The organism is Variovorax sp. 05N34 (genome assembly GCF_056397405.1).
On the sequence record NZ_JBFTNI010000013.1, the window covers coordinates 86,552 to 106,303 of the forward strand.

The 19,752-nt window shown below is 62.0% G+C and carries 19 protein-coding genes and 1 tRNA gene; 14 read left to right on the top strand and 6 right to left on the bottom strand.

The window, feature by feature from the left end:
- Positions 1-2 precede the first annotated feature (2 nt).
- From lolA to AC1DMA_RS27485, 6 genes are all read left to right on the top strand, one after another.
- On the top strand, positions 3-635 hold the full coding sequence (gene lolA, locus AC1DMA_RS27460; protein ID WP_478128214.1) for an outer membrane lipoprotein periplasmic chaperone LolA: 633 nt from the start codon (positions 3-5) through the stop codon (positions 633-635).
- Positions 636-721: 86 nt separating this feature from the next.
- On the top strand, positions 722-2,014 hold the full coding sequence (locus AC1DMA_RS27465) for a replication-associated recombination protein A (RefSeq protein ID WP_478128215.1): 1,293 nt from the start codon (positions 722-724) through the stop codon (positions 2,012-2,014).
- A 258-nt stretch (positions 2,015-2,272) separates the two neighbouring features.
- Positions 2,273-3,202 carry a branched-chain amino acid ABC transporter permease gene (locus AC1DMA_RS27470; protein ID WP_478128216.1) on the top strand — a complete coding sequence of 310 codons (930 nt, stop codon included), beginning with the start codon at positions 2,273-2,275 and terminating at the stop codon, positions 3,200-3,202.
- Positions 3,203-3,212: 10 nt separating this feature from the next.
- A complete protein-coding gene (locus AC1DMA_RS27475; RefSeq protein ID WP_478128217.1) occupies positions 3,213-4,394 on the top strand; it encodes a branched-chain amino acid ABC transporter permease in 1,182 nt (393 codons plus the stop codon).
- A 17-nt stretch (positions 4,395-4,411) separates the two neighbouring features.
- The gene (locus tag AC1DMA_RS27480; protein WP_478128218.1) at positions 4,412-5,182 is read left to right on the top strand and encodes an ABC transporter ATP-binding protein; all 771 of its coding nucleotides are present in this window, start codon (positions 4,412-4,414) and stop codon (positions 5,180-5,182) included.
- A gap of 1 nt (position 5,183) precedes the next feature.
- Complete coding sequence (locus tag AC1DMA_RS27485; RefSeq protein WP_478128219.1) at positions 5,184-5,900, top strand: ABC transporter ATP-binding protein; 717 nt, start codon at positions 5,184-5,186, stop codon at positions 5,898-5,900.
- A gap of 34 nt (positions 5,901-5,934) precedes the next feature.
- On the opposite strand, the gene AC1DMA_RS27490 is transcribed toward AC1DMA_RS27485, so the two are convergent.
- Both AC1DMA_RS27490 and AC1DMA_RS27495 read right to left on the bottom strand, forming a co-directional pair.
- Positions 5,935-6,906 carry a Bug family tripartite tricarboxylate transporter substrate binding protein gene (locus tag AC1DMA_RS27490; protein WP_478128220.1) on the bottom strand — a complete coding sequence of 324 codons (972 nt, stop codon included), beginning with the start codon at positions 6,904-6,906 and terminating at the stop codon, positions 5,935-5,937.
- A gap of 41 nt (positions 6,907-6,947) precedes the next feature.
- Positions 6,948-8,012: a CDP-6-deoxy-delta-3,4-glucoseen reductase gene (locus AC1DMA_RS27495; protein ID WP_478128221.1), complete on the bottom strand. Its 1,065-nt coding sequence runs from the start codon at positions 8,010-8,012 to the stop codon at positions 6,948-6,950.
- A 38-nt stretch (positions 8,013-8,050) separates the two neighbouring features.
- Here AC1DMA_RS27495 and AC1DMA_RS27500 point away from each other — a divergent pair, with 38 nt between their 5' ends.
- Together AC1DMA_RS27500 and AC1DMA_RS27505 are read left to right on the top strand one after the other, a co-directional pair.
- A complete protein-coding gene (locus AC1DMA_RS27500; protein ID WP_478146109.1) occupies positions 8,051-8,980 on the top strand; it encodes an SDR family oxidoreductase in 930 nt (309 codons plus the stop codon).
- 169 nt (positions 8,981-9,149) lie between these two features.
- Complete coding sequence (locus tag AC1DMA_RS27505; RefSeq protein ID WP_478128223.1) at positions 9,150-9,935, top strand: methyltransferase, TIGR04325 family; 786 nt, start codon at positions 9,150-9,152, stop codon at positions 9,933-9,935.
- Between the two features lie 60 nt (positions 9,936-9,995).
- Here the strand turns inward: AC1DMA_RS27505 and AC1DMA_RS27510 are convergent.
- A tRNA-Leu gene (locus AC1DMA_RS27510) sits at positions 9,996-10,080 on the bottom strand.
- 40 nt (positions 10,081-10,120) lie between these two features.
- Here AC1DMA_RS27510 and cysM point away from each other — a divergent pair.
- Genes cysM through AC1DMA_RS27525 form a run of 3 tightly spaced genes read left to right on the top strand, consistent with a single transcriptional unit; the run spans position 10,121 to position 11,814 of the window.
- Positions 10,121-11,023 carry a cysteine synthase CysM gene (gene cysM / locus AC1DMA_RS27515; RefSeq protein ID WP_478128224.1) on the top strand — a complete coding sequence of 301 codons (903 nt, stop codon included), beginning with the start codon at positions 10,121-10,123 and terminating at the stop codon, positions 11,021-11,023.
- Positions 11,024-11,029: 6 nt separating this feature from the next.
- Positions 11,030-11,560, top strand: coding sequence for an NUDIX domain-containing protein (locus AC1DMA_RS27520; RefSeq protein WP_478146110.1), 531 nt, complete (start codon positions 11,030-11,032; stop codon positions 11,558-11,560).
- A 26-nt stretch (positions 11,561-11,586) separates the two neighbouring features.
- On the top strand, positions 11,587-11,814 hold the full coding sequence (locus AC1DMA_RS27525) for a sulfurtransferase TusA family protein (RefSeq protein ID WP_478146118.1): 228 nt from the start codon (positions 11,587-11,589) through the stop codon (positions 11,812-11,814).
- Between the two features lie 46 nt (positions 11,815-11,860).
- On the opposite strand, the gene galU is transcribed toward AC1DMA_RS27525, so the two are convergent.
- From galU to AC1DMA_RS27540, 3 genes are all read right to left on the bottom strand, one after another.
- Positions 11,861-12,751, bottom strand: coding sequence for a UTP--glucose-1-phosphate uridylyltransferase GalU (galU, locus tag AC1DMA_RS27530; RefSeq protein WP_478146119.1), 891 nt, complete (start codon positions 12,749-12,751; stop codon positions 11,861-11,863).
- Between the two features lie 89 nt (positions 12,752-12,840).
- Positions 12,841-15,711, bottom strand: coding sequence for a valine--tRNA ligase (locus AC1DMA_RS27535; protein WP_478128226.1), 2,871 nt, complete (start codon positions 15,709-15,711; stop codon positions 12,841-12,843).
- Positions 15,712-15,797: 86 nt separating this feature from the next.
- Positions 15,798-16,775, bottom strand: a complete 978-nt coding sequence (locus AC1DMA_RS27540) for an MBL fold metallo-hydrolase (RefSeq protein WP_478146111.1) — start codon at positions 16,773-16,775, stop codon at positions 15,798-15,800.
- Positions 16,776-16,863: 88 nt separating this feature from the next.
- Here AC1DMA_RS27540 and yaaA point away from each other — a divergent pair, with 88 nt between their 5' ends.
- From yaaA to queF, 3 genes are read left to right on the top strand one after another with little or no spacing between them, the layout of a single operon-like run.
- Positions 16,864-17,673, top strand: a complete 810-nt coding sequence (yaaA, locus tag AC1DMA_RS27545; protein ID WP_478146112.1) for a peroxide stress protein YaaA — start codon at positions 16,864-16,866, stop codon at positions 17,671-17,673.
- Positions 17,670-18,515: a 2OG-Fe(II) oxygenase gene (locus AC1DMA_RS27550; protein WP_478146113.1), complete on the top strand. Its 846-nt coding sequence runs from the start codon at positions 17,670-17,672 to the stop codon at positions 18,513-18,515. Before yaaA ends, AC1DMA_RS27550 begins: the two co-directional genes overlap by 4 nt.
- 54 nt (positions 18,516-18,569) lie before the next feature.
- Complete coding sequence (gene queF / locus AC1DMA_RS27555; RefSeq protein WP_478146114.1) at positions 18,570-19,427, top strand: NADPH-dependent 7-cyano-7-deazaguanine reductase QueF; 858 nt, start codon at positions 18,570-18,572, stop codon at positions 19,425-19,427.
- The last annotated feature ends 325 nt before the right edge of the window (positions 19,428-19,752 follow it).

The window sequence follows — 19,752 nt, forward strand, 5'->3', positions numbered from 1 at the left end:
CGATGAAGAAGTTGATTGTGGGTATGGCGCTGGCGGTCCTGGCGGCCGCCGCGAGCGCCGGCGGGATGGAAAGCCTCGAGGCTTTCGTGAAGACGGCCAAGTCGGGGCTTGCCGAGTTCACCCAGACCGTGACCTCGCCGCCGAAAGAAGGCGTCGCCTCGCGCGACAAAGTGTCCACCGGCTCCTTCGCATTCCAGCGGCCGGGCAGATTCAGATTCGACTACAAGAAACCCTTCGTCCAGAGCATCGTTGCCGATGGAGAGACGCTCTGGCTCTACGACGCCGATCTGAACCAGGTCACGCAGCGCAAACAGGCCCAAGCGCTTGGATCGACGCCGGCGGCGTTGATTGCGGCTGCGCCCGACCTGAAGACCCTGCAGGCCGACTTCATGCTGGAGGCCGCGCCCGAGCGCGATGGTTTGCAGTGGGTCAAGGCCACACCGAAGAATAAGGACGGTCAACTTCAAAGCGTGCAGATCGGGTTCCAGGGCGATTCCCTGGCGGCACTTGAAATCCTCGACAGTTTTGGCCAACGGTCGGTACTGAAGTTCGGCAAGGTCGAGGTCAATCCCTCACTTCCGGCCGGCACTTTTGTCTTTAAGCCGCCCGCGGGCGCCGACGTAGTCCGGCAGTAGCACCCTCGCGGTCCCGGCATGCTGCCGACCCTCGGTAGTCGTCATCGGCCGCCGCTTCGAATGCTGCGCGACACTACGGCTCATCGATGGCTCCCTCCACGCATCAACCTCTCGCAGAACGCCTTCGCCCCAAGACCTTGGGCGAGGTCATTGGCCAACAGCATCTGCTCGGTCCCGGCATGCCGTTGCGCATCGCCTTTGAATCAGGCCAGCCGCATTCATGCATTCTGTGGGGCCCGCCGGGCGTGGGCAAGACCACCATTGCGCGTTTGATGGCCGATGCGTTCGATGCGCAATTTCTCAGCATCAGCGCCGTGCTCGGGGGCGTGAAGGATATTCGCGACGCCGTCGAGCGAGCCATCACCGCGCGTGACGGGCTCGAGCAGCGCCGCACGATCGTCTTCGTCGACGAAGTGCATCGGTTCAACAAGAGCCAGCAGGACGCGTTCCTGCCGCACGTCGAATCGGGTCTTTTCACCTTCATCGGTGCGACGACCGAGAACCCTTCGTTCGAGGTGAATTCGGCTTTGTTGTCGAGGGCGGCGGTCTACGTGCTGCAACCGCTCGGCGAGGACGATCTGAAGCAGATCGTGACCCGTGCCCAGGACATCCAGGCAGTGCCTGCGATCGAGTCGAAGGCCATCGATCGGCTGATCGCCTACGCCGACGGTGACGCAAGACGGCTTCTCAACACGCTCGAGACGCTGTCGATCGCCGCCAGCACAGAGTCGCTCGACAACATCAGGGACGACTGGCTGCTGCGCGTTCTGGGCGAACGGATGCGCCGCTACGACAAGGGCGGCGAGCAGTTCTACGACACCATTTCCGCGCTGCACAAGTCCGTGCGCGGGAGTGACCCCGACGCTGCTCTCTACTGGTTCGTGCGCATGCTCGATGGTGGCGCCGACCCCCGATACATGGCGCGCAGACTCGTGCGCATGGCAAGCGAAGACATCGGGCTGGCGGACCCTCGCGCATTGCGTCTGGCGCTCGATGCCGCCGAAGTCTATGAGCGTCTCGGCACGCCAGAGGGCGAACTCGCATTGGCCGAGTGCGTTGTCTACCTGGCCATCGCGCCCAAATCGAACGCTGTCTACAAGGCCTACAACGAGGTCAAGGCGTTCATCAAGGCGGATGGAACGCGCCCGGTGCCAATGCACCTGCGCAATGCCCCGACACGGCTGATGAAGCAGCTCGACTACGGCAAGGGCTACCGCTATGCGCATGACGAGGAGGGCGGCTTCGCTGCTGGCGAGAGATACATGCCGGACGGCCTCGACCCGCCGCCGTTCTACAGGCCCGTCGAACGCGGGCTCGAAATCCGCATCGCCGAGAAGCTTCGCGAACTGCGAAAGCGCAACGGCGACGCCGCCGCTTGATACGTAGAGTTGAGGGGGCCGATACCCTCTTGCAAGCGTTCTGCAGCCCGCAAGCCGAAAACACTCGCGCCAGCGGGAAAACCCGGGCGTAAACGCACCAAACCGGCGTTCCGCCGTGACTAAAATCCCGCCCACAAACCCGCCGCCGACACATGCTGGCGGGTTTTTTGCTAAGTGAAGCGTATGGCGTCAATTCAGTACGCCGAGCTGGCCGAGACACCTCTCAAGGGTGTAACCACAAAAAAAGGGAATCCCGTTATGGACATCTTGCTGCAACAGATCATCAACGGTCTGGTACTGGGCAGCATGTACGCCTTGATAGCCTTGGGCTACACAATGGTGTACGGCATCATCAATCTCATCAATTTCGCGCACGGTGAAGTGCTCATGGTCGGGGCACTGACCAGTTGGACCATCATCGGCCTCATGCAGGAGTCGATGCCAGGCACCCCGGGATGGCTGATCCTGCTCGTCGCGCTCATCATTGCCTGCGTCGTGGCTGCCGCTCTCAACTTCGTCATCGAGAAGGTTGCATACCGTCCGCTGCGCAACAGTCCGAAGCTGGCGCCGCTCATCACTGCCATTGGCGTGTCGATCCTGCTCCAGACACTGGCAATGATCATCTGGAAGCCGACCAACAAGGCATATCCCAATTTGCTCTCCACGACGCCGATCCACCTCGGCGGCGCCGTGATTTCGCCGACACAGGTGATGATCCTGAGCGTCACCGCCATCTGCCTTGCAGTGCTGACGTGGCTGGTCAACTACACCAAGCTGGGCCGGGCGATGCGCGCCACAGCCGAGAACCCCCGCGTGGCTGCACTCATGGGCATCCGGCCTGACATGGTCATCTCGGCCACCTTCATCATCGGTGCTGTGCTGGCGGCCATCGCCGGCGTGATGTACGCCTCCAACTACGGCATCGCGCAGCACGCGATGGGGTTCATTCCTGGTCTCAAGGCGTTCACGGCCGCAGTCTTCGGCGGTATCGGCAACCTCGCGGGCGCCGTCGTAGGCGGCATCCTGCTGGGCGTGATCGAAGCCATCGGATCGGGCTATCTCGGTGCGCTGACGGGCGATGTGCTGGGCAGCCAATACAGCGACATCATCGCGTTCGTCGTGCTCATCATCATGCTGACGTTGCGGCCCTCAGGGCTGCTCGGCGAGCGTGTGGCGGACCGCGCCTGAGGAGCCAGCCATGAAACAAGGCAAGAATTTCCTTTTCATCCTGATTGGGGCCATCGCCCTGCTGGCGCTGCCGCTGCTCCTGCAAATGCAGGGCAACGCGTGGGTCCGCATCGCGGACATTGCGCTCCTCTACGTGCTCCTGGCACTGGGCCTGAACATCGTGGTGGGCTACGCAGGATTGCTCGACCTGGGCTATGTGGCCTTCTTCGCCATCGGTGCCTATCTGTTTGCACTTCTGGAGTCGCCGCACCTGACGGAGACATTCCCCGCGTTCAAGGCCATGTTCCCGAACGGGCTGCACAGTTCGTTGGTGCTGGTGATACCCGCGGCGTTCGGGCTTGCAGCGCTGTTCGGCGTGCTGCTCGGCGCGCCAACGCTCAAGCTGCGCGGCGACTACCTCGCGATCGTGACGCTCGGCTTCGGTGAAATCATTCGCGTGTTCCTGAACAACCTGGACCAGCCGGTCAACATCACGAACGGCCCCAAAGGCATCACCGCGATCGAGCCGGTCCATTTCTGGGGGCTGAACCTCGGCAAGCCGCTGAAGTTCGATGGCTTCACGATATCGTCCGTCACGCTCTACTACTACCTCTTCCTCGCGCTGGTGCTTGTCACCATTCTGATCTCGCATCGCTTGCAGATCTCGCGCATTGGTCGCGCCTGGATGGCCATCCGCGAAGACGAAATCGCCGCCAAGGCGATGGGCATCAACACCCGGAACCTGAAGCTGCTGGCGTTCGGCATGGGCGCCAGCTTCGGCGGCGTATCCGGAGCGATGTTCGCGGCGTTCCAGGGGTTTGTCTCGCCGGAGTCTTTCAGCCTTATGGAGTCCGTGATGATTGTCGCCATGGTCGTGCTTGGCGGGATCGGGCACTTGCCCGGCGTGGTGCTCGGAGCGGTGCTGCTGGCTGCGCTGCCCGAAGTGCTGCGCTACGTGGCAGGTCCCCTGCAATCGATGACCGACGGCCGGCTCGATGCATCCATCTTGCGCCAGCTCTTCATTGCGCTTGCCATGATCATCATCATGCTGGTTCGTCCGCGTGGGCTCTGGCCGTCGCCCGAGCACGGCAAGTCGCTGGCGCGCAAGGGCACGGCGCCGGCGTCTGGCATGCCGGCAGCGGCGCCGGGGGTGGAAGTCCCGTCCGACGAGGTTCCGGGCGTGGCCTCCCGTCCGATGTCGATCAATCCGTGAGCGATGGGAGAACAAGAATGAGCGACACCGTCCTCAACGTACAAGGCATCTCGAAACGGTTCGGCGGCTTGCAGGCGCTTTCGGACGTCGGCATGAAGATCGATCGCGGCCAGGTCTACGGCCTGATCGGCCCCAACGGAGCAGGCAAGACCACTTTCTTCAACGTCATCACGGGCCTTTACACGCCTGACAGCGGCACTTTCGAGTTGGCGGGCAAGCCCTACCAGCCGACGGCGGTGCACGAAGTCGCCAAGGCGGGCATTGCGCGTACCTTCCAGAACATTCGCCTGTTCTCGGAGATGACCGCGCTTGAAAACGTCATGGTCGGCCGGCACATCCGCACCCGTTCGGGCGTGATCGGTGCGATCTTCCGCACCGGTGGCTTCAAGGCCGAAGAGGCTGCGATCACCAAGCGCGCGCACGAGTTGCTCGACTACGTCGGCATCGGCAAGTTCGCGGACTACAAGGCGCGCACGTTGAGCTACGGCGACCAGCGGCGCCTGGAGATCGCGCGCGCGCTCGCTACCGACCCTCAACTGATCGCGCTGGACGAACCCGCAGCCGGCATGAACGCGACCGAGAAGATGCAGTTGCGCGAACTGATCGATCGCATCCGCAAGGATGATCGCACCATCCTCCTGATCGAGCACGATGTGAAGCTGGTGATGGGTTTGTGCGACCGCGTCACGGTGCTCGACTATGGCAAACAGATCGCCGAGGGCACGCCCGCCTCGGTGCAGAAGAACGAAAAGGTGATCGAGGCTTACCTCGGCACGGGAGGACACTGAGATGGCGCAAACCCTTTTGAAGGTCAGCGGGTTGAAGGTCGCCTATGGCGGCATCCAGGCCGTGAAAGGCGTTGATTTCGAGGTGCGCGAGGGCGAACTGGTTTCACTGATCGGCTCCAACGGCGCTGGCAAGACCACCACCATGAAGGCGATCACCGGCACGCTGCCGTTTCTGGGTGGCGACATCGAGTACCTGGGCAAGAGCATCAAGGGCCGCGGCGCATGGGATCTGGTCGGCGAGGGGCTGGTGATGGTGCCCGAAGGTCGTGGCGTGTTCACGCGCATGACCATCACGGAAAACCTGCAGATCGGCGCTTACATCCGCAACGACAAGGCGGAGATCACCAAGGACATAGATCGCGTCTTTGCCACGTTCCCGCGCCTCAAGGAGCGTGCAACGCAGCTCGCCGGCACCATGTCCGGTGGCGAACAGCAGATGCTCGCCATGGGTCGCGCGCTCATGGCGCGGCCGAAGGTGTTGCTGCTCGATGAGCCCTCGATGGGCCTGTCGCCGATCATGGTGGACAAGATCTTTGAGGTCGTGAAGCAGGTTTACGACCAGGGCGTGACCGTGCTGCTGGTGGAGCAGAACGCGAGCCGGGCATTGCAGTTGGCCGATCGCGGCTATGTGATGGAGTCGGGCCTGATCACCATGAGCGGCGACGCCAAGGTGATGCTGAGCGACCCGAAAGTGCGCGCGGCCTACCTCGGCGAATGAACGGGCCCTGCGCGCGCCCCACGGGGCGCGCAGATCAGTCCACTTGAGCGCCGGTGGACTTGACGACCTTTTCGTACTTGGCGAGTTCGCTCTTCATGAAGGCGCCGAACTGTTCGGGCGTGCTCGCGACTGGCTCGGCCAATAGCGATGCGAACTTGCTTTTGGTTTCCGGCGAATGGAGCGCGTCCACGAACGCGTGATTGAGCTTGGCGATCACTTCTGGAGGCGTGCCAGCTGGAGCGACCAGACCCCACCAGGTGTCCACCGAGAAGCCCTTCAACGTGGCGGCAACCGTTGGTACATCAGGAAGCATGGGGCTCCGCTCGGCCGTGGTCACGGCGATGGCCTTCAGCTTGCCCGAGCGAATGTTCGGCGCGGCTGTCGCGAGGTTGTCGAAGTTGAAATCCACTTGCCCCGAGATCAGTGCCAGCTGGGCGGGATTGCCGCCGTTGTAGGGAATGTGCACGGCAAAGATGCCGGCTTCCTTCTTGAACATCTCGCCAGCCAAGTGCCCGGCGCTGCCGTTGCCGCCGCTGCCATAGTTGAGCTGTGCGGGATGCGCCTTGGCATAGGCGATCAGGTCTGCCAGCGTGTTGATCTTCAAGCGCTGCGCGGCCTGTGCGTTCATCACCAGTACATTCGGCACGCGGACCATCTGGGTGATGGGCGCGAAATCCGTGGCGGCGTTGAAGGGCATCTTGGAATAGAGCCAAGGATTGACTGCGTTCGTCGCCGTGGCAGCAATGCCGATCGTGAGACCGTCAGGCGCAGCTTTTGCGACGATGTCGGCGCCGATGTTGCCGCCGGCACCGGGCTTGTTGTCGATGATCACCGGGCCCAGAGAGTCCTTCACACGTTCGGCAAGAATTCGGGCCGTCACGTCGATCGGTCCTCCGGCAGCGTACGGCACGACGAGACGAATCGGTCGCTGTTCGGCGGCCGCCTGGCCGGAGACGAGAACCGCTGCGGTAGAAACGAGCGTGAGGAGGAAATGTCTGGCGTTCATGAATCCGATTGTGCTGGTTGATATCTGGGTGTCAGTGAGGGTCAGGGCAGGGCCTTGTCTGCTTCCGTCGTGAAGGCGTCGGCGAAGAATTCTTCCTCGGGCAATCCGCGCTCGGCCACGTAGTCGTGCTTTGCGGAATCGACGACCACCGGAGCGCCGCACGCATAGACCTGATGGCCCGACAGGTCGCTGAAGTCTTCCATGACGGCCCGGTGAACGAAGCCGGTTCGTCCTCTCCAGTCGTCTTCGGGCACTGCGTTCGAGATCACCGGCACATAACGCAGATGAGGCATCTCGGCCAGCTGTGCTCGGACCCAGTCGTCCATGTAGAGGTCCTCTGGGCGGCGACCGCCCCAGTACAGGGTGACCGGTCGCTCGATGCCCTTCAGCTTCATGTGTTCGAGCACCGCCTTGATCGGTGCGAACCCGGTGCCCGAAGCCAAGAAGATCAGAGGCTTTTCGGATTCCTCACGCAAGAAGAAGCTGCCATAGGGGCCTTCGACGCGAAGGATCTCTTTTTCTTTCATCGCGCCGAACACGTGATCCGTGAACTTGCCGCCCGGCAGGTGCCTGATGTGCAACTCGATGCCCGTTCCGGGCTCCAGCAGCGTATGCGGCGCGTTGGCCATCGAGTAGCTGCGGCGCGTGCCGTCGCGCAGGATGAACTCGATGTACTGGCCCGCATGAAACTGCAGTGGTTCGCCGGCGGGCAATTGCAGGCGCAGCAGTACGACGTCGTGTGATTTCCTCGCCAATGCGAGCACCCGCACCGGCATCTTGCGAATCGGATAGGCGCCAGCCTCGGTGACCTGGCGCGATTCGAGCACCACGTCGCTTTCCGCTCGGGCGCAGCAGGTCAGGATGAAGCCGCCCAATTCTTCTTCGGCGCTCAGCGCCTTGCTCTGATGCAAACCCAGCGTGACCGTGCCTGACAGCTTCTTGCATTTGCACGAACCGCACGCGCCATCCTTGCAGCCATAGGGCAGTCCGATGCCCTGGCGGATCCCGGCCGCGAGAATGGTCTCGTCCGGTTGAGCGTCGAAATGGCGGCCGCTGGGTTCTACCGTGATGTGAAAGCCCGATTCGCTCGGCGCTGCGCTGGTCATGGTTATTCTTCGCTACTGCTTCTATAGGGAGATGGATTTTGCCCTCAATCAACAGCCCTCTGGGCGCGAGGCCCTCGCGCTTCCGGCGGGAGCGCGTGCTTGTTGTCGGATGCGGCGACGTGGGGCTTCGGGCTGCTCGCCTTCTCCGGGACCGCGTCAATCTGATCGCGCTGACTTCGTCGCCCGAACGTGTTCCTTTGCTGCGCCAGAGCGGTTTTGCGCCGCTTCTCGCGGACTTGGACTCAGGGGCCACGTTGCGCCGCATCTCGGGCCTCGCAACCCGCGTGCTTCATCTCGCGCCCCCGCCGCGCGCCGAGGGGCTGCTGTGGTGGCGAGACCCCCGCACGTTGGCGCTCGCGCGGGCATTGCGCCTGCGCTCGCTTCCGACATCCTTCGTCTACGGTTCGACCAGCGGTGTCTATGGAGATTGCGGTGGGGCGTGGGTCAATGAAACGCGCACGGTACGCCCCGACACGCCACGGGCACATCGGCGTGTCGATGCGGAGCGCACCGTGCGGTGGCTTGGAAGGGCGGGCGTGTCGGCGCGCATCCTCCGTATACCCGGCATCTATGCGCCGGACCGCGAGGGAGGCACGCCGCGCGAGCGCCTCTTGAAAGGTACGCCGGTGCTTCGTGCGGAAGACGACGTCTTCACCAATCACATCCATGCCGATGATCTCGCGCGAGCCTGCGTTGCCGCGCTGTGGCGAGGCGGTCCGCAGCGCGTGTTTCATGTCAGCGACGACAGCGAACTGAAGATGGGTGACTACGTTGATCTCGCCGCGAACATGTACGGTCTTGCACGCCCGCCGCGCATCGCGCGTGAAGAAGCGCGGGCCCAGCTCCCGTTGTCACTGCTCAGCTTCATGGGTGAATCGCGGCGGCTGGACAACATGCGGCTCAAGCGTGAGTTGCGCGTCCGCCTGCTCTATCCGACCGTCGTGTCGGGGCTTCAATCCGGCGCGTGAGCTGCGGGGGCTGCCCCGCGATATGCCAAGCTGCATAGCCCCGATGTCATGGGCATTTCGATTGCGAGCTGTAATCCGCCTATATAAGATAAACGTTTGCAAAAGATAACAGGGAGAGCCTTTTGTCACATATCCTCCATGGCTCTGGAAGCGGCCTGAAAGTCTAAAGATGAGCGTCAACCTTGCTCCCCTGCGCCGGCTGCGGGAGTCCGCATACCGCCGCAAGTTTGTCGACAACGTGGACGAACATCTGTTCATGGGGTCGTATGAAAGTTTTGACGCGGCCCTCGCAGCGGCGCCGAAGTCGAAACCGATCGGCTTTGACAACGTCGCGGAGGCCAGGCGGCTTTTTACGCCCCAGGTCTTCTTCTATGACTATCCGGCCTTGTTCTGGCTGACCCGGTCGTTCGAAGACGGGCTGCGCACCGTGTTCGACCTCGGGGGTCACGCGGCCATCAAGTTCCACGCGTTCCGGCGCATGCTCCATTACCCGCGGGGGATGCACTGGAGGACCTGCGACGTGGCGGGCGTCATTCAGGCAGGCCGTGAGATTGCCGCAGAAAGAGGCATTGGAGATGAACTGAGCTTCACGACAGACTACAAGGAAGCGAGCGGTTTCGATGTCCTTTTTATTGCCGGATGCCTGCAGTTCCTGCCGGAGCGCATGACTGAGATTCTGGCGGCCCTGCCGGTCAAGCCCAAGCGCATCATCCTCAACACGACCACCGTGCATCCCGATCGCACCATCTTCACGGTGCACAGCATTGGCTTTGGGTTCACGCCTTACCGGATCCAGAAGTATGACGAGCTGATCGCGGATCTGGTTCAGTCCGGCTATGTGCGGCGCGACGCCTGGCGCAATGAAGGAAAGAAGATTGAAGTGCCCTTTGTGGAGGGCGGCGATCAGGCTTACTACGCGGGGTGCTGCTTCGATCTGCAATCGCCCGCAGGCTGAGTCGAAGTGACTGCCGGCCCTCGGAAAGCTTAGGCGTCTCCGAACCACGGCGGAGCGCCATGGTGCCCGGGGCCGGAATCGAACCGGCACGCCTTGCGGCGGGGGATTTTGAGTCCCCTGCGTCTACCAATTTCACCACCCGGGCAGGGAAGGAAGAGAGCGCGAAATTATGGCACAGTGCCTCCATGCAATATCCGACGATTGAAGACGCGATTGGCCGAACGCCCCTGGTGGCGTTGCAACGCATCGACGCAGATGCCAATGCGAAGCGTGGCAATGTGATTCTTGGCAAGCTCGAAGGCAACAACCCGGCCGGGTCGGTCAAGGACCGGCCGGCGCTTTCGATGATCAAGCGTGCCGAGGAGCGCGGGGAAATCAAGCCGGGGGACACTCTGATCGAAGCGACTTCCGGCAACACCGGCATCGCGCTCGCGATGGCCGCGGCGGTCAAAGGCTACCGGATGGTGCTGATCATGCCGGAGGACCTGTCGGTCGAACGTGCGCAAACGATGAAAGCCTTTGGTGCCGAACTCGTCCTGACGCCGAAAAGCGGCGGCATGGAGTACGCGCGCGACCTCGCAGAGCAGATGATGCAGCAGGGGAAAGGGCGGGTGCTCGACCAGTTCGCGAATCCCGACAACCCGCGCATCCACTACGAGACGACCGGGCCTGAGATTTGGGCCGACACCAGCGGGCGCATCACGCACTTCGTGAGCGCGATGGGCACGACGGGCACCATCACCGGCGTCTCGCAGTTTCTCAAGGAGAAGAATTCGTCGGTGCAAATCGTCGGTGCCCAGCCGGAGGAAGGCTCACGCATTCCCGGCATTCGCAAATGGCCCCAGGAATATCTGCCCAAGATCTTCGACCCTAGCCGTGTTGACCAGGTTGTCAACGTGAGTCAGGACAATGCCGAAGAGATGTGCCGCCGGCTTGCGCGGGAAGAGGGCATTTTCGGCGGCATTTCAGCTGCAGGGGCCCTCTGGGTCGCGCTCGAAATCGCCAAGACGGTCGAAAACGCAACGATCGTTTTCGTCGTGTGCGACCGCGGTGATCGCTATCTGTCGACCGGCGTCTTTCCCGCCTGAACCACGATGAAAGAACCTCGCTTTTGCCCCTCCTGCGCGACTCCGCTGGCATGGATCGAAGCACAGGAAGATGGCGGTCCGAAGTCACGCCTGCGCTGCACCGCCTGCGACTTCACGCACTGGAACAACCCGACTCCGGTTCTCGCCGCGATCATCGAATACCGCGGGCAGGTGCTCCTTGCGCGCAATGCGGCATGGACTCACAAGGCGTATGCCCTCATCACCGGCTTCATGGAAGCCGGCGAGACGCCGCAGGAAGGCATTGCGCGCGAAATCAAGGAAGAAACCAACCTCGATGCGAGCGAGCTGAATCTCGTGGGCGTTTATGACTTCCAGCGCATGAACCAAGTCATCATTGCCTACCACGCGGTGGCTGACGGCGAGGTGATGCTGTCGCCCGAGCTGGTGGACTATCGCCTGTATGACCTTTCCGCGCTGCGCTGCTGGCCGGCCGGCACCGGCTATGCATTGGCGGACTGGCTGCGCACGCGAGGGCATGAGCCTCAGTTCATGGAATGGCCGAGGCCGGCCTCCTGATATCGTTGGAGTTTCAAACAATGGCCATGCAGATCCACAAAGAACTCGACGCCCGCGGGCTCAACTGTCCGTTGCCCATCTTGAAGGCCAAGAAGTCGCTCAATGAAATGGTGAGCGGCGAATTGTTGAGGGTTGTAGCCACTGACGCAGGGTCGGTACGCGACTTTCAGGCGTTTGCGCGGCAGACAGGAAACGATCTCGTCGAGCAGCAGACAGTCGGCAACGAATTCATCCACGTGCTCCGGCGTCGGTAACAGCCGCGACGCTGTTGCCTCGCTGTTGCGAGGCGTCAGAGCCGACTCAAAGCTCCAGCGTCTTCAAATATTGGCGGAAAGACGCTCCAACCTCGGGGTGTGCCAGCGCCAACTCTACCGATGCTTGCAGGAAGCCTTCTTTACTGCCGCAGTCATAGCGCGTGCCTTTGTAGGAATAGGCATAGACCGACTCCTTCGCCATGAGCGCGGCGATACCGTCGGTGAGCTGGATTTCGCCGCCCGCACCCTTTGGCTGATTGCGGATTTCAGCGAACACGCCAGGTGTGAGGATGTAGCGGCCGGCGACGCCGAGCCGCGAAGGGGCGTCTTCGGGCTTGGGCTTTTCGATCATCCGGTTAACCTTGATCAGTCCGTCTTCCACGGCATCGCCAGCGACGATGCCGTAGCGTTTGACGTGCTCCAGCGGCACTTCCTGCACCGCCAGCAATGATCCGCCGAGCTTGCCGAATGCGTGCGTCATCTGCGCGAGCACGGGCTCGCCGCCGTCCGGACCCACCATCAGGTCATCGGCCAGCAGTACCGCAAAGGGTTCGTTGCCCACCAGATGTTCGGCGCACAACACGGCATGTCCCAGGCCCAGCATGCGCGGCTGGCGCACATAGGAGCACGTCATGTCGTCCGGCATGACGGAACGCGCGATCGCGAGCAGTTCGGTCTTTCCATTGGCTTCGAGTTGTGACTCTAGTTCGTAGGCAGAGTCGTAGTGATCTTCGATGGCGCGCTTATTGCGCCCCGTTACAAAGATCATGTCGCGAATGCCCGCCGCATAGGCTTCCTCGACGGCGTATTGAATCAAGGGCTTGTCCACCACCGGGAGCATTTCCTTTGGTTGGGCCTTGGTTGCCGGCAGAAATCGAGTGCCGAAGCCTGCGACTGGAAACACGGCCTTGCGAATGCGCGTCGGGGAAGTGGACATGGGCATGAGGTTGAATCGAGGTAGATCGGATGAGGGCTGCGTACGAGACGTGCTGTCTGATACTAAGCCCCGCACAATACTTTCGTCTGTCAGCCGAGGCGGACAAGCTGATCACGCAGCCGATCGACGGTCGCGCTGAAGTCCGTCAGCCGCCTGCGCTCCTGTTCGATGACAGCCGGAGGTGCCTTGGCGACGAACGCCTCGTTGCCCAACTTGCCGTTGACTTTGGCGATTTCGCCTTCGACGCGGGCAAGTTCCTTGCCGATGCGCACCTTTTCCGCCGCCTTGTCGATTTCCATGTGCAGGCAGAGACGGACGCCGCCGACCACCGCGACCGGTGCAGCCTCGGCGGCGGCGGACCAGGCGGCCTCGTCGTCGAAAACCTTCACTTCCTTGAGCTTTGCCAAGGCCTGAAGCACCGGGACGGCTTCGCGGAGGAAGGCACTTCCTGCAGCATCGTCGGCAACCGCGTAGAGCGGCAGCCGCGTCGCAGGCGAGACGTTCATCTCGCCACGCAGCGTGCGGCAGGCATCGACAAGCGACTTGAGTCGCCCGACGTGCGCTTCGGCGGCCTCATCGATCTTCTCGGGCTGGCTCTTCGGATAAGCGGCGACCATCACTGACTCACCCGCACGCCCTGCCACTGGGGCGACCTTTTGCCACAGCTCTTCGGTGATGAACGGAACGACCGGATGCGCGAGGCGCAGCAGCGTCTCGAGGGTTCGGATCAGCGTGCGCCGCGTCGCCCGTTTCTGCGCGTCTTCGCCTTGCTGGATCTGCACCTTCGCGATTTCGAGATACCAATCGCAGAACTCGTCCCATGCGAACTGATAGATCGCGTTGGCAACGTTGTCGAGCCGGTACTCATCGAAACCCTTGGCGACATCGGCTTCGACGCGCTGCAACCGCGAGCTGATCCAGCGATCGGCCTGGCTGAATTTCAGATAGCCGTGCGCAGGGCCGCCGACAGCGCATTCTTCCTTCGTGTGTTCACGGAGGCCGCAGTCCTGGCCTTCGCAATTCATGAGCACGAAGCGAGTGGCGTTCCAGAGCTTGTTGCAGAAGTTGCGGTAGCCTTCGCAGCGCTTGGCGTCGAAGTTGATGCTGCGGCCCAGCGAGGCGAGCGATGCGAAGGTGAAGCGCAGCGCGTCGGCGCCGAAGGCCGGGATGCCGTCCGGGAATTCCTTCTGAGTGTTCTTTCGGACCGTCGGTGCCGTCTCCGGCCGGCGCAGCCCCTGCGTACGCTTTTCGAGCAGTTCGGGCAACGCGATCCCGTCGATCAGGTCGACGGGATCGAGCACATTGCCTTCCGACTTGCTCATCTTCTTGCCATGCGAGTCGCGGACCAGCCCATGGATGTAGACGTGCTTGAAAGGCACCTTGCCGGTGAAATGCTTGGTCATCATGATCATCCGGGCGACCCAGAAGAAGATGATGTCGTAGCCTGTGACAAGCACGGTCGAGGGCAGGTACAGATCGAGGTCCTGCGTCTTCTCGGGCCAGCCGAGCGAAGAGAAGGGCACCAGCGCCGACGAGTACCACGTGTCCAGCACGTCTTCATCGCGCGTGAGTGTCTTTCCGACGGCCTGCGCTTGCGCTTCGGCTTCGCTGGCTGCGACGTAGACCTTGCCGTCTTCGTCATACCAGGCGGGGATCTGGTGGCCCCACCAGAGCTGGCGGGAGATGGTCCAGTCCTGGATGTTTTCCATCCAGTGGTTGTAGGTATTGATCCAGTTTTCCGGAACGAAAGTGACCTCGCCCGAGCGCACCGCATCGATGGCTTTCTGCGCAATCGACTGGCCGCTGGCGTCTGGCTTGGTCATGGCGACGAACCACTGATCGGTGAGCATCGGCTCGACCACCGCACCTGTGCGCGCACAGCGCGGCACCATCAGCTTGTGCTTCTTGGTCTCGATCAGCAGGCCCAGCACCTCCAGGTCGGCAATGACAGCCTTGCGTGCCACGAACCGATCCAGACCGCGGTACTTCTCGGGAGCGTTGTCGTTGATGGTGGCATCGAGCGTCAATACGCCGATGACCTCAAGGCCGTGGCGCAGGCCCACTGCATAGTCGTTGTGGTCGTGCGCCGGCGTGACCTTGACGACGCCGGTGCCGAATTCCTTGTCGACGTAGTCGTCGGCAATCACCGGGATCAGTCGGTCGACCAACGGCAGCCTGACCCGCTGGCCAATCAGATGTTTGTAGCGCTCATCATCGGGATGCACCATCACGGCAACGTCACCCAGCATGGTTTCAGGGCGAGTGGTCGCAACGGTGAGAGAGCCGGAACCGTCTTCCAGCGGATAGGCGATATGCCAGAGAGAGCCGTCTTCCTCCTCGCTTTCGACTTCGAGATCGCTCACCGCTGTCTTGAGCACCGGGTCCCAGTTGACCAGACGCTTGCCGCGATAGATCAAGCCTTCGTTGTAGAGCTGAACGAAGGTCTGCGTGACAACGCTGGAGAGCGTCTCGTCCATCGTGAAGTACTCGCGGCTCCAATCGACCGAGTCGCCCATGCGGCGCATCTGGCCCGTGATCGTGTTGCCGGACTTCTCTTTCCATTCCCAGACGCGAGCGACGAAATTCTTGCGGCCGAGATCGTGCCGGCTGATCTTCTGTTCCTGCAGTTGGCGTTCAACGACGATCTGCGTGGCGATGCCCGCGTGGTCGGTGCCGGGCAGCCACAGGGTGTTGTCGCCTGCCATCCGGTGGTAGCGTGTGAGGCTGTCCATGATGGTCTGGTTGAACGCATGCCCCATGTGAAGCGTGCCAGTGACGTTCGGCGGCGGAAGCTGAATCGCGAAGGATGGCGCGCCTTCCTTGGCCTTCTGCGTGCCGCGGAAGCCAGCGGCCGAATAGCCGCGCCGCTCCCACTCGGGACCCCAATGCGCCTCGATGGCAACGGGTTCGAAGGATTTGGAAAGGCTCTCGAGGCCGGGTTGGGGCAAGGTTTCGCTCATGGCGGTACAAAGACGAACGGCATCCCGCAGGATGCCGCTTGTGGGTGGAAGTGGGCGGATTTTATTCGACTGAGAGTGTGCCGCGATCAATGCGGCGCTGCATAGTTGACGGGCACCCATGCATAGCCGGCACCTTGGGACCGGACGTGGCCGATGCCCGGAAAAGAAAGATGCGCGCCAGCGACAAGGTAGCCGTCGCGGGCAGCCTCGACATAGGCTTTTTTGCGCTGGACAGCGGCGGCCTTGGAATCGGAGTCGAACTGGATGGTGACCGACGGACGTTCGAACTGCACCGCGGCGACGTGCATCAGGTCGCCCCAGAATGCGATCCTCTCGCCCTTGCTTTCGGCGATGAAGATCGAGTGCCCCGCCGTGTGACCGTGTGCGGCCCTTGCGCGGATGCCCGGCGCGAGTTCCGTGTTTCCGTCGAACGGCTTGAACTTGCCCGCGGCGATGTAGGGATTGAGCGACGCCATTGCACCGCGGAAGAAGTCTTTGGAGGCGTCCGGTGCCTTGTCCAGGTTTGCCTGGCTCAACCAAAAATCGGCGTCGCGCTTGTCGGCCCGGACGATCGCGTTTGGAAATGTCAGCTTGTCACCTGACATGAGGCCGCCGACGTGGTCCGGATGCATGTGGGTGATATAGACCTCGTCGACCTGCTCAGGTTGGTATCCGGCGGCTTTCAGGTTGCCCGTCAGTTTCCCGAGCGTGGGGCCAAACAGGCCAGCGGCTCCGGTGTCGACCAGGATCAGCTTGCTGCCTGTATTGATCAGAAATCCGTTCACCGAGGTTTCGAGCGGCAAACTGAGGGAGAACTTGGCCAACGCCTTCTTGACCTCGCCTTGGGTGGTGTTCGTGAGAAGCTGATCCACTGGCAGCGCGACGGTGCCGTCCGCGAGTGCGGTAATCTCGAAGTCACCCACCATCAGCCGGTAGAAGCCGGGAGCCTGTTCCTTGGCGAAGGGCGCTGCGGCCCCGGCAGGCAGCGACGTCAAAAACGCGCTGCTTGCACAGGCGGCGGCAAGAACGAAAGCACCGGTTCGCAGCAAAGAGGCAGCCTTCATCGTGGGTCTCCAGAACGGTCGTGTTGCAATGAACCGCGCACTCTATACCGCTTTCTCGCCCCAGCGCCGCGCCGCACATAATTGAACGATGCTGTTTTTGCTGTCTCCTGCCAAGTCTCTCGACTACGAAACTCCGGTATCTGAAACGGTACCGTCCACCCAGGCCCGCTTCGAAGGGCCCCGAAGCCCGGCGTCAGAACTCATCAAGCTCCTGCGCGAGAAGTCGCCACAGCAGGTCGCGGAGTTGATGAATTTGTCCGATAAGCTTTCCGCGCTCAACGTGGCGCGCTATGCGGCCTGGGCTTCCAGGGGAACCGAGCGGAACGCAAAGCAGGCCGCGCTCGCATTCGATGGCGATGTCTACGGCGGGCTCGACGCAAGAACGATGAGTGAGGCACAGCTTGCCTGGGCGCAGGACCATGTCTGCATCCTGAGCGGGCTCTACGGCGTGCTGCGGCCGCTGGATCTGCTGCAACCTTATCGGCTCGAGATGGGAACGCAACTTGCAAATCGCCACGGCAAGGACCTGTACGCCTTCTGGGGAGCGCGGATCGCGGCGCATCTCAACGAGCGGTTGGTCGCTGATCGCACGCCGGTTGTCATTAACCTGGCTTCGCAGGAATACTTCAAGTCGGTCGACCAGAGCGTTCTCAAGGCTCGCGTGGTGGAGTGTGTCTTTGAAGAGTGGAAAGGCAGCACTGGCGCCAAGGGTGATGAAGGACGCTACAAGATTGTGAGCTTCTTCGCCAAGCGCGCGCGGGGCCTCATGGCGCGATGGGCCATCCTTCACAAGGCTGCCACGCCCAAGGTGCTGGAGAAGTTCGACCTCGAGGGGTACGGATTCGATGCCGCGGCGTCCAAGCCCGAGCGCCTCGTCTTTCGACGGAGATCATCATGAGTCATGGACAGGCGATCAGTCCTGAACTTCGCGAATGGGTCGCCACGCAAGTGGCGGCGGGCCATACGGTTGCGAGCCTGCGTGCATCGATGCGCGCAGCCGGATGGCAAGACGCCGCGGCAGACGCAGCTCTGGCGGAAGTCGAGCTCAAATCGGCCGGGACCTCGGCGGTTGCCGAGCCGAGCAAGCCGATGCCTGGGCCGGATCTGTCGGCCGCACCGCTCTACATCGAAGCCGGTGACCGTCGCGTGCAAGTCCTCCAGACAATGCGCAACCCGCGCGTGATCGTGTTCGGAAATCTCGTGGCCGATGAAGAGTGCGACGCGTTGATCGCCACAGCGCGCCAGCGTCTCGCGCGGTCGCTCACGGTCGAAACGCAAACCGGTGGCGAGGCGCTCAATGTCGATCGAACCAGCGACGGCATGTTCTTCGAGCGCGGAGAGAACCCCGTGGTTGCGCGATTGGAGCAACGCATCGCCAGGCTGCTTCAATGGCCTCTCGAATTCGGCGAAGGCCTGCAGATCCTGCGATACGCGCCGGGCGCGCAATATCGGCCGCACTACGACTACTTCGACCCGGGCGAGCTCGGCACGCCGCTCATTCTTCGGCGCGGTGGGCAGCGGGTGGCCACGCTGGTCATGTACCTGCAGGAGCCGCAACAGGGTGGGGCGACGACCTTCCCCGATGTCGGCCTCGAAGTGGCGCCCAAACGTGGAACGGGGGTGTTTTTCAGCTACGACCGTCCTGATCCTGCAACGCGCACCTTGCATGGAGGTGCGCCCGTGCTTTCCGGCGAAAAGTGGGTCGCGACCAAGTGGCTGCGCGAACGCGAGTTCATCTGATCCGGATGCTCCGGACAACATGATTCCCTTTCAAAAGTCAGCTGAAGGACGCCCATGAGCCTTGACAACACCCCGGAACAATCGCAGTTGGGCCGCGCCTCGGCGTACGTTGACCAATACGACGCCAGTCTGCTGTTCCCGATCTCGCGCGCGACGCAACGTGAAGCCATGGGCATCGATGGCAGTGCGCTTCCGTTCTTTGGTGCCGATCTGTGGACAGCCTTCGAGCTCAGCTGGCTCAACGCACGAGGCAAGCCACAGTTGGCCATCGCGCACTTCACGATCCCTTGCGAGACGCCCAACATCATCGAAAGCAAGTCGTTCAAGCTGTACCTGAACAGCTTCAACAGTACCGTGTTTCCCGATTCAGCGGCCGTCAGGGAGCGGCTTCGCGCTGACCTGAGCGAGGCGGTCTGGCGCGGCAGTGGCCGGGTGGCGAGCATCGGGGTGAAGTTGTTGGCGCCCGCGGCGTTCGATCAAGTTCCTGTGCATGAACTGGACGGCCTCGACTTGGACCGCCTCGATATCGAATGCATTCAATACCAGCCAGCGCCCGAACTGCTCACGAGCGACTTCGCGCAAGCGCCCGTTACCGAGGCGCTGACCAGTCGATTGCTCAAGAGCAATTGCCTCGTAACAGGGCAGCCCGATTGGGGCAGCGTGCAGATCCGCTACAACGGGCCCCCCATCGACCAAGCAGGTCTCCTAGCGTACATCGTGAGCTTTCGCAATCACAACGAGTTCCATGAACCCTGTGTGGAGCGCATCTTCACGGATGTGTGGCGCCGCTGCCGTCCAACCAAGTTGGCTGTCTACGCCCGCTACACTCGCCGCGGCGGCTTGGACATCAACCCGTTCCGCACAAGCTGGCCTCAGGCCCTTCCGGACAACGTGCGTACCGCGCGCCAGTAGATGCGTCTACGAGAAAGTTCGCAAAGTGTTGCCCGCAGCCGAAAAGCGATGGCATAATCGCGGGCTTCGCTAAACACGGATCTCGGCGAGTCTTTATAAGACGGTCGAGGTGAGCGGAGGCAAAAGAGTAAATAGAGCGGGTTTTAAAAAAACTTCTTTATGTTTTCAAAGCCTCTAAAAACCGTGTCATAATCGAAGGCTCCGCTAAACACGGATCTTGATGTTGCTCTCCGGGGTGGTATTGAGATGAGCGGAGAGGGGGAAGAAAAAAACTTCAAAAGTTTTTCGAATCTTCTGAAAATCGTGTAATAATAGAGGGCTTCGC

Excerpts from the sequence above, each read along its gene's own strand:
- lolA (WP_478128214.1), top strand. The coding sequence starts at position 3 with ATGAAGAAGTTGATTGTGGGTATGGCGCTGGCGGTCCTGGCGGCCGCC.
- AC1DMA_RS27465 (WP_478128215.1), top strand. The coding sequence starts at position 722 with ATGGCTCCCTCCACGCATCAACCTCTCGCAGAACGCCTTCGCCCCAAG.
- AC1DMA_RS27470 (WP_478128216.1), top strand. The coding sequence starts at position 2,273 with ATGGACATCTTGCTGCAACAGATCATCAACGGTCTGGTACTGGGCAGC.
- AC1DMA_RS27475 (WP_478128217.1), top strand. The coding sequence starts at position 3,213 with ATGAAACAAGGCAAGAATTTCCTTTTCATCCTGATTGGGGCCATCGCC.
- AC1DMA_RS27480 (WP_478128218.1), top strand. The coding sequence starts at position 4,412 with ATGAGCGACACCGTCCTCAACGTACAAGGCATCTCGAAACGGTTCGGC.
- AC1DMA_RS27485 (WP_478128219.1), top strand. The coding sequence starts at position 5,184 with ATGGCGCAAACCCTTTTGAAGGTCAGCGGGTTGAAGGTCGCCTATGGC.
- AC1DMA_RS27490 (WP_478128220.1), bottom strand. The coding sequence starts at position 6,906 with ATGAACGCCAGACATTTCCTCCTCACGCTCGTTTCTACCGCAGCGGTT.
- AC1DMA_RS27495 (WP_478128221.1), bottom strand. The coding sequence starts at position 8,012 with ATGACCAGCGCAGCGCCGAGCGAATCGGGCTTTCACATCACGGTAGAA.
- AC1DMA_RS27505 (WP_478128223.1), top strand. The coding sequence starts at position 9,150 with ATGAGCGTCAACCTTGCTCCCCTGCGCCGGCTGCGGGAGTCCGCATAC.
- cysM (WP_478128224.1), top strand. The coding sequence starts at position 10,121 with ATGCAATATCCGACGATTGAAGACGCGATTGGCCGAACGCCCCTGGTG.
- AC1DMA_RS27520 (WP_478146110.1), top strand. The coding sequence starts at position 11,030 with ATGAAAGAACCTCGCTTTTGCCCCTCCTGCGCGACTCCGCTGGCATGG.
- AC1DMA_RS27525 (WP_478146118.1), top strand. The coding sequence starts at position 11,587 with ATGCAGATCCACAAAGAACTCGACGCCCGCGGGCTCAACTGTCCGTTG.
- galU (WP_478146119.1), bottom strand. The coding sequence starts at position 12,751 with ATGTCCACTTCCCCGACGCGCATTCGCAAGGCCGTGTTTCCAGTCGCA.
- AC1DMA_RS27535 (WP_478128226.1), bottom strand. The coding sequence starts at position 15,711 with ATGAGCGAAACCTTGCCCCAACCCGGCCTCGAGAGCCTTTCCAAATCC.
- AC1DMA_RS27540 (WP_478146111.1), bottom strand. The coding sequence starts at position 16,775 with ATGAAGGCTGCCTCTTTGCTGCGAACCGGTGCTTTCGTTCTTGCCGCC.
- yaaA (WP_478146112.1), top strand. The coding sequence starts at position 16,864 with ATGCTGTTTTTGCTGTCTCCTGCCAAGTCTCTCGACTACGAAACTCCG.
- AC1DMA_RS27550 (WP_478146113.1), top strand. The coding sequence starts at position 17,670 with ATGAGTCATGGACAGGCGATCAGTCCTGAACTTCGCGAATGGGTCGCC.
- queF (WP_478146114.1), top strand. The coding sequence starts at position 18,570 with ATGAGCCTTGACAACACCCCGGAACAATCGCAGTTGGGCCGCGCCTCG.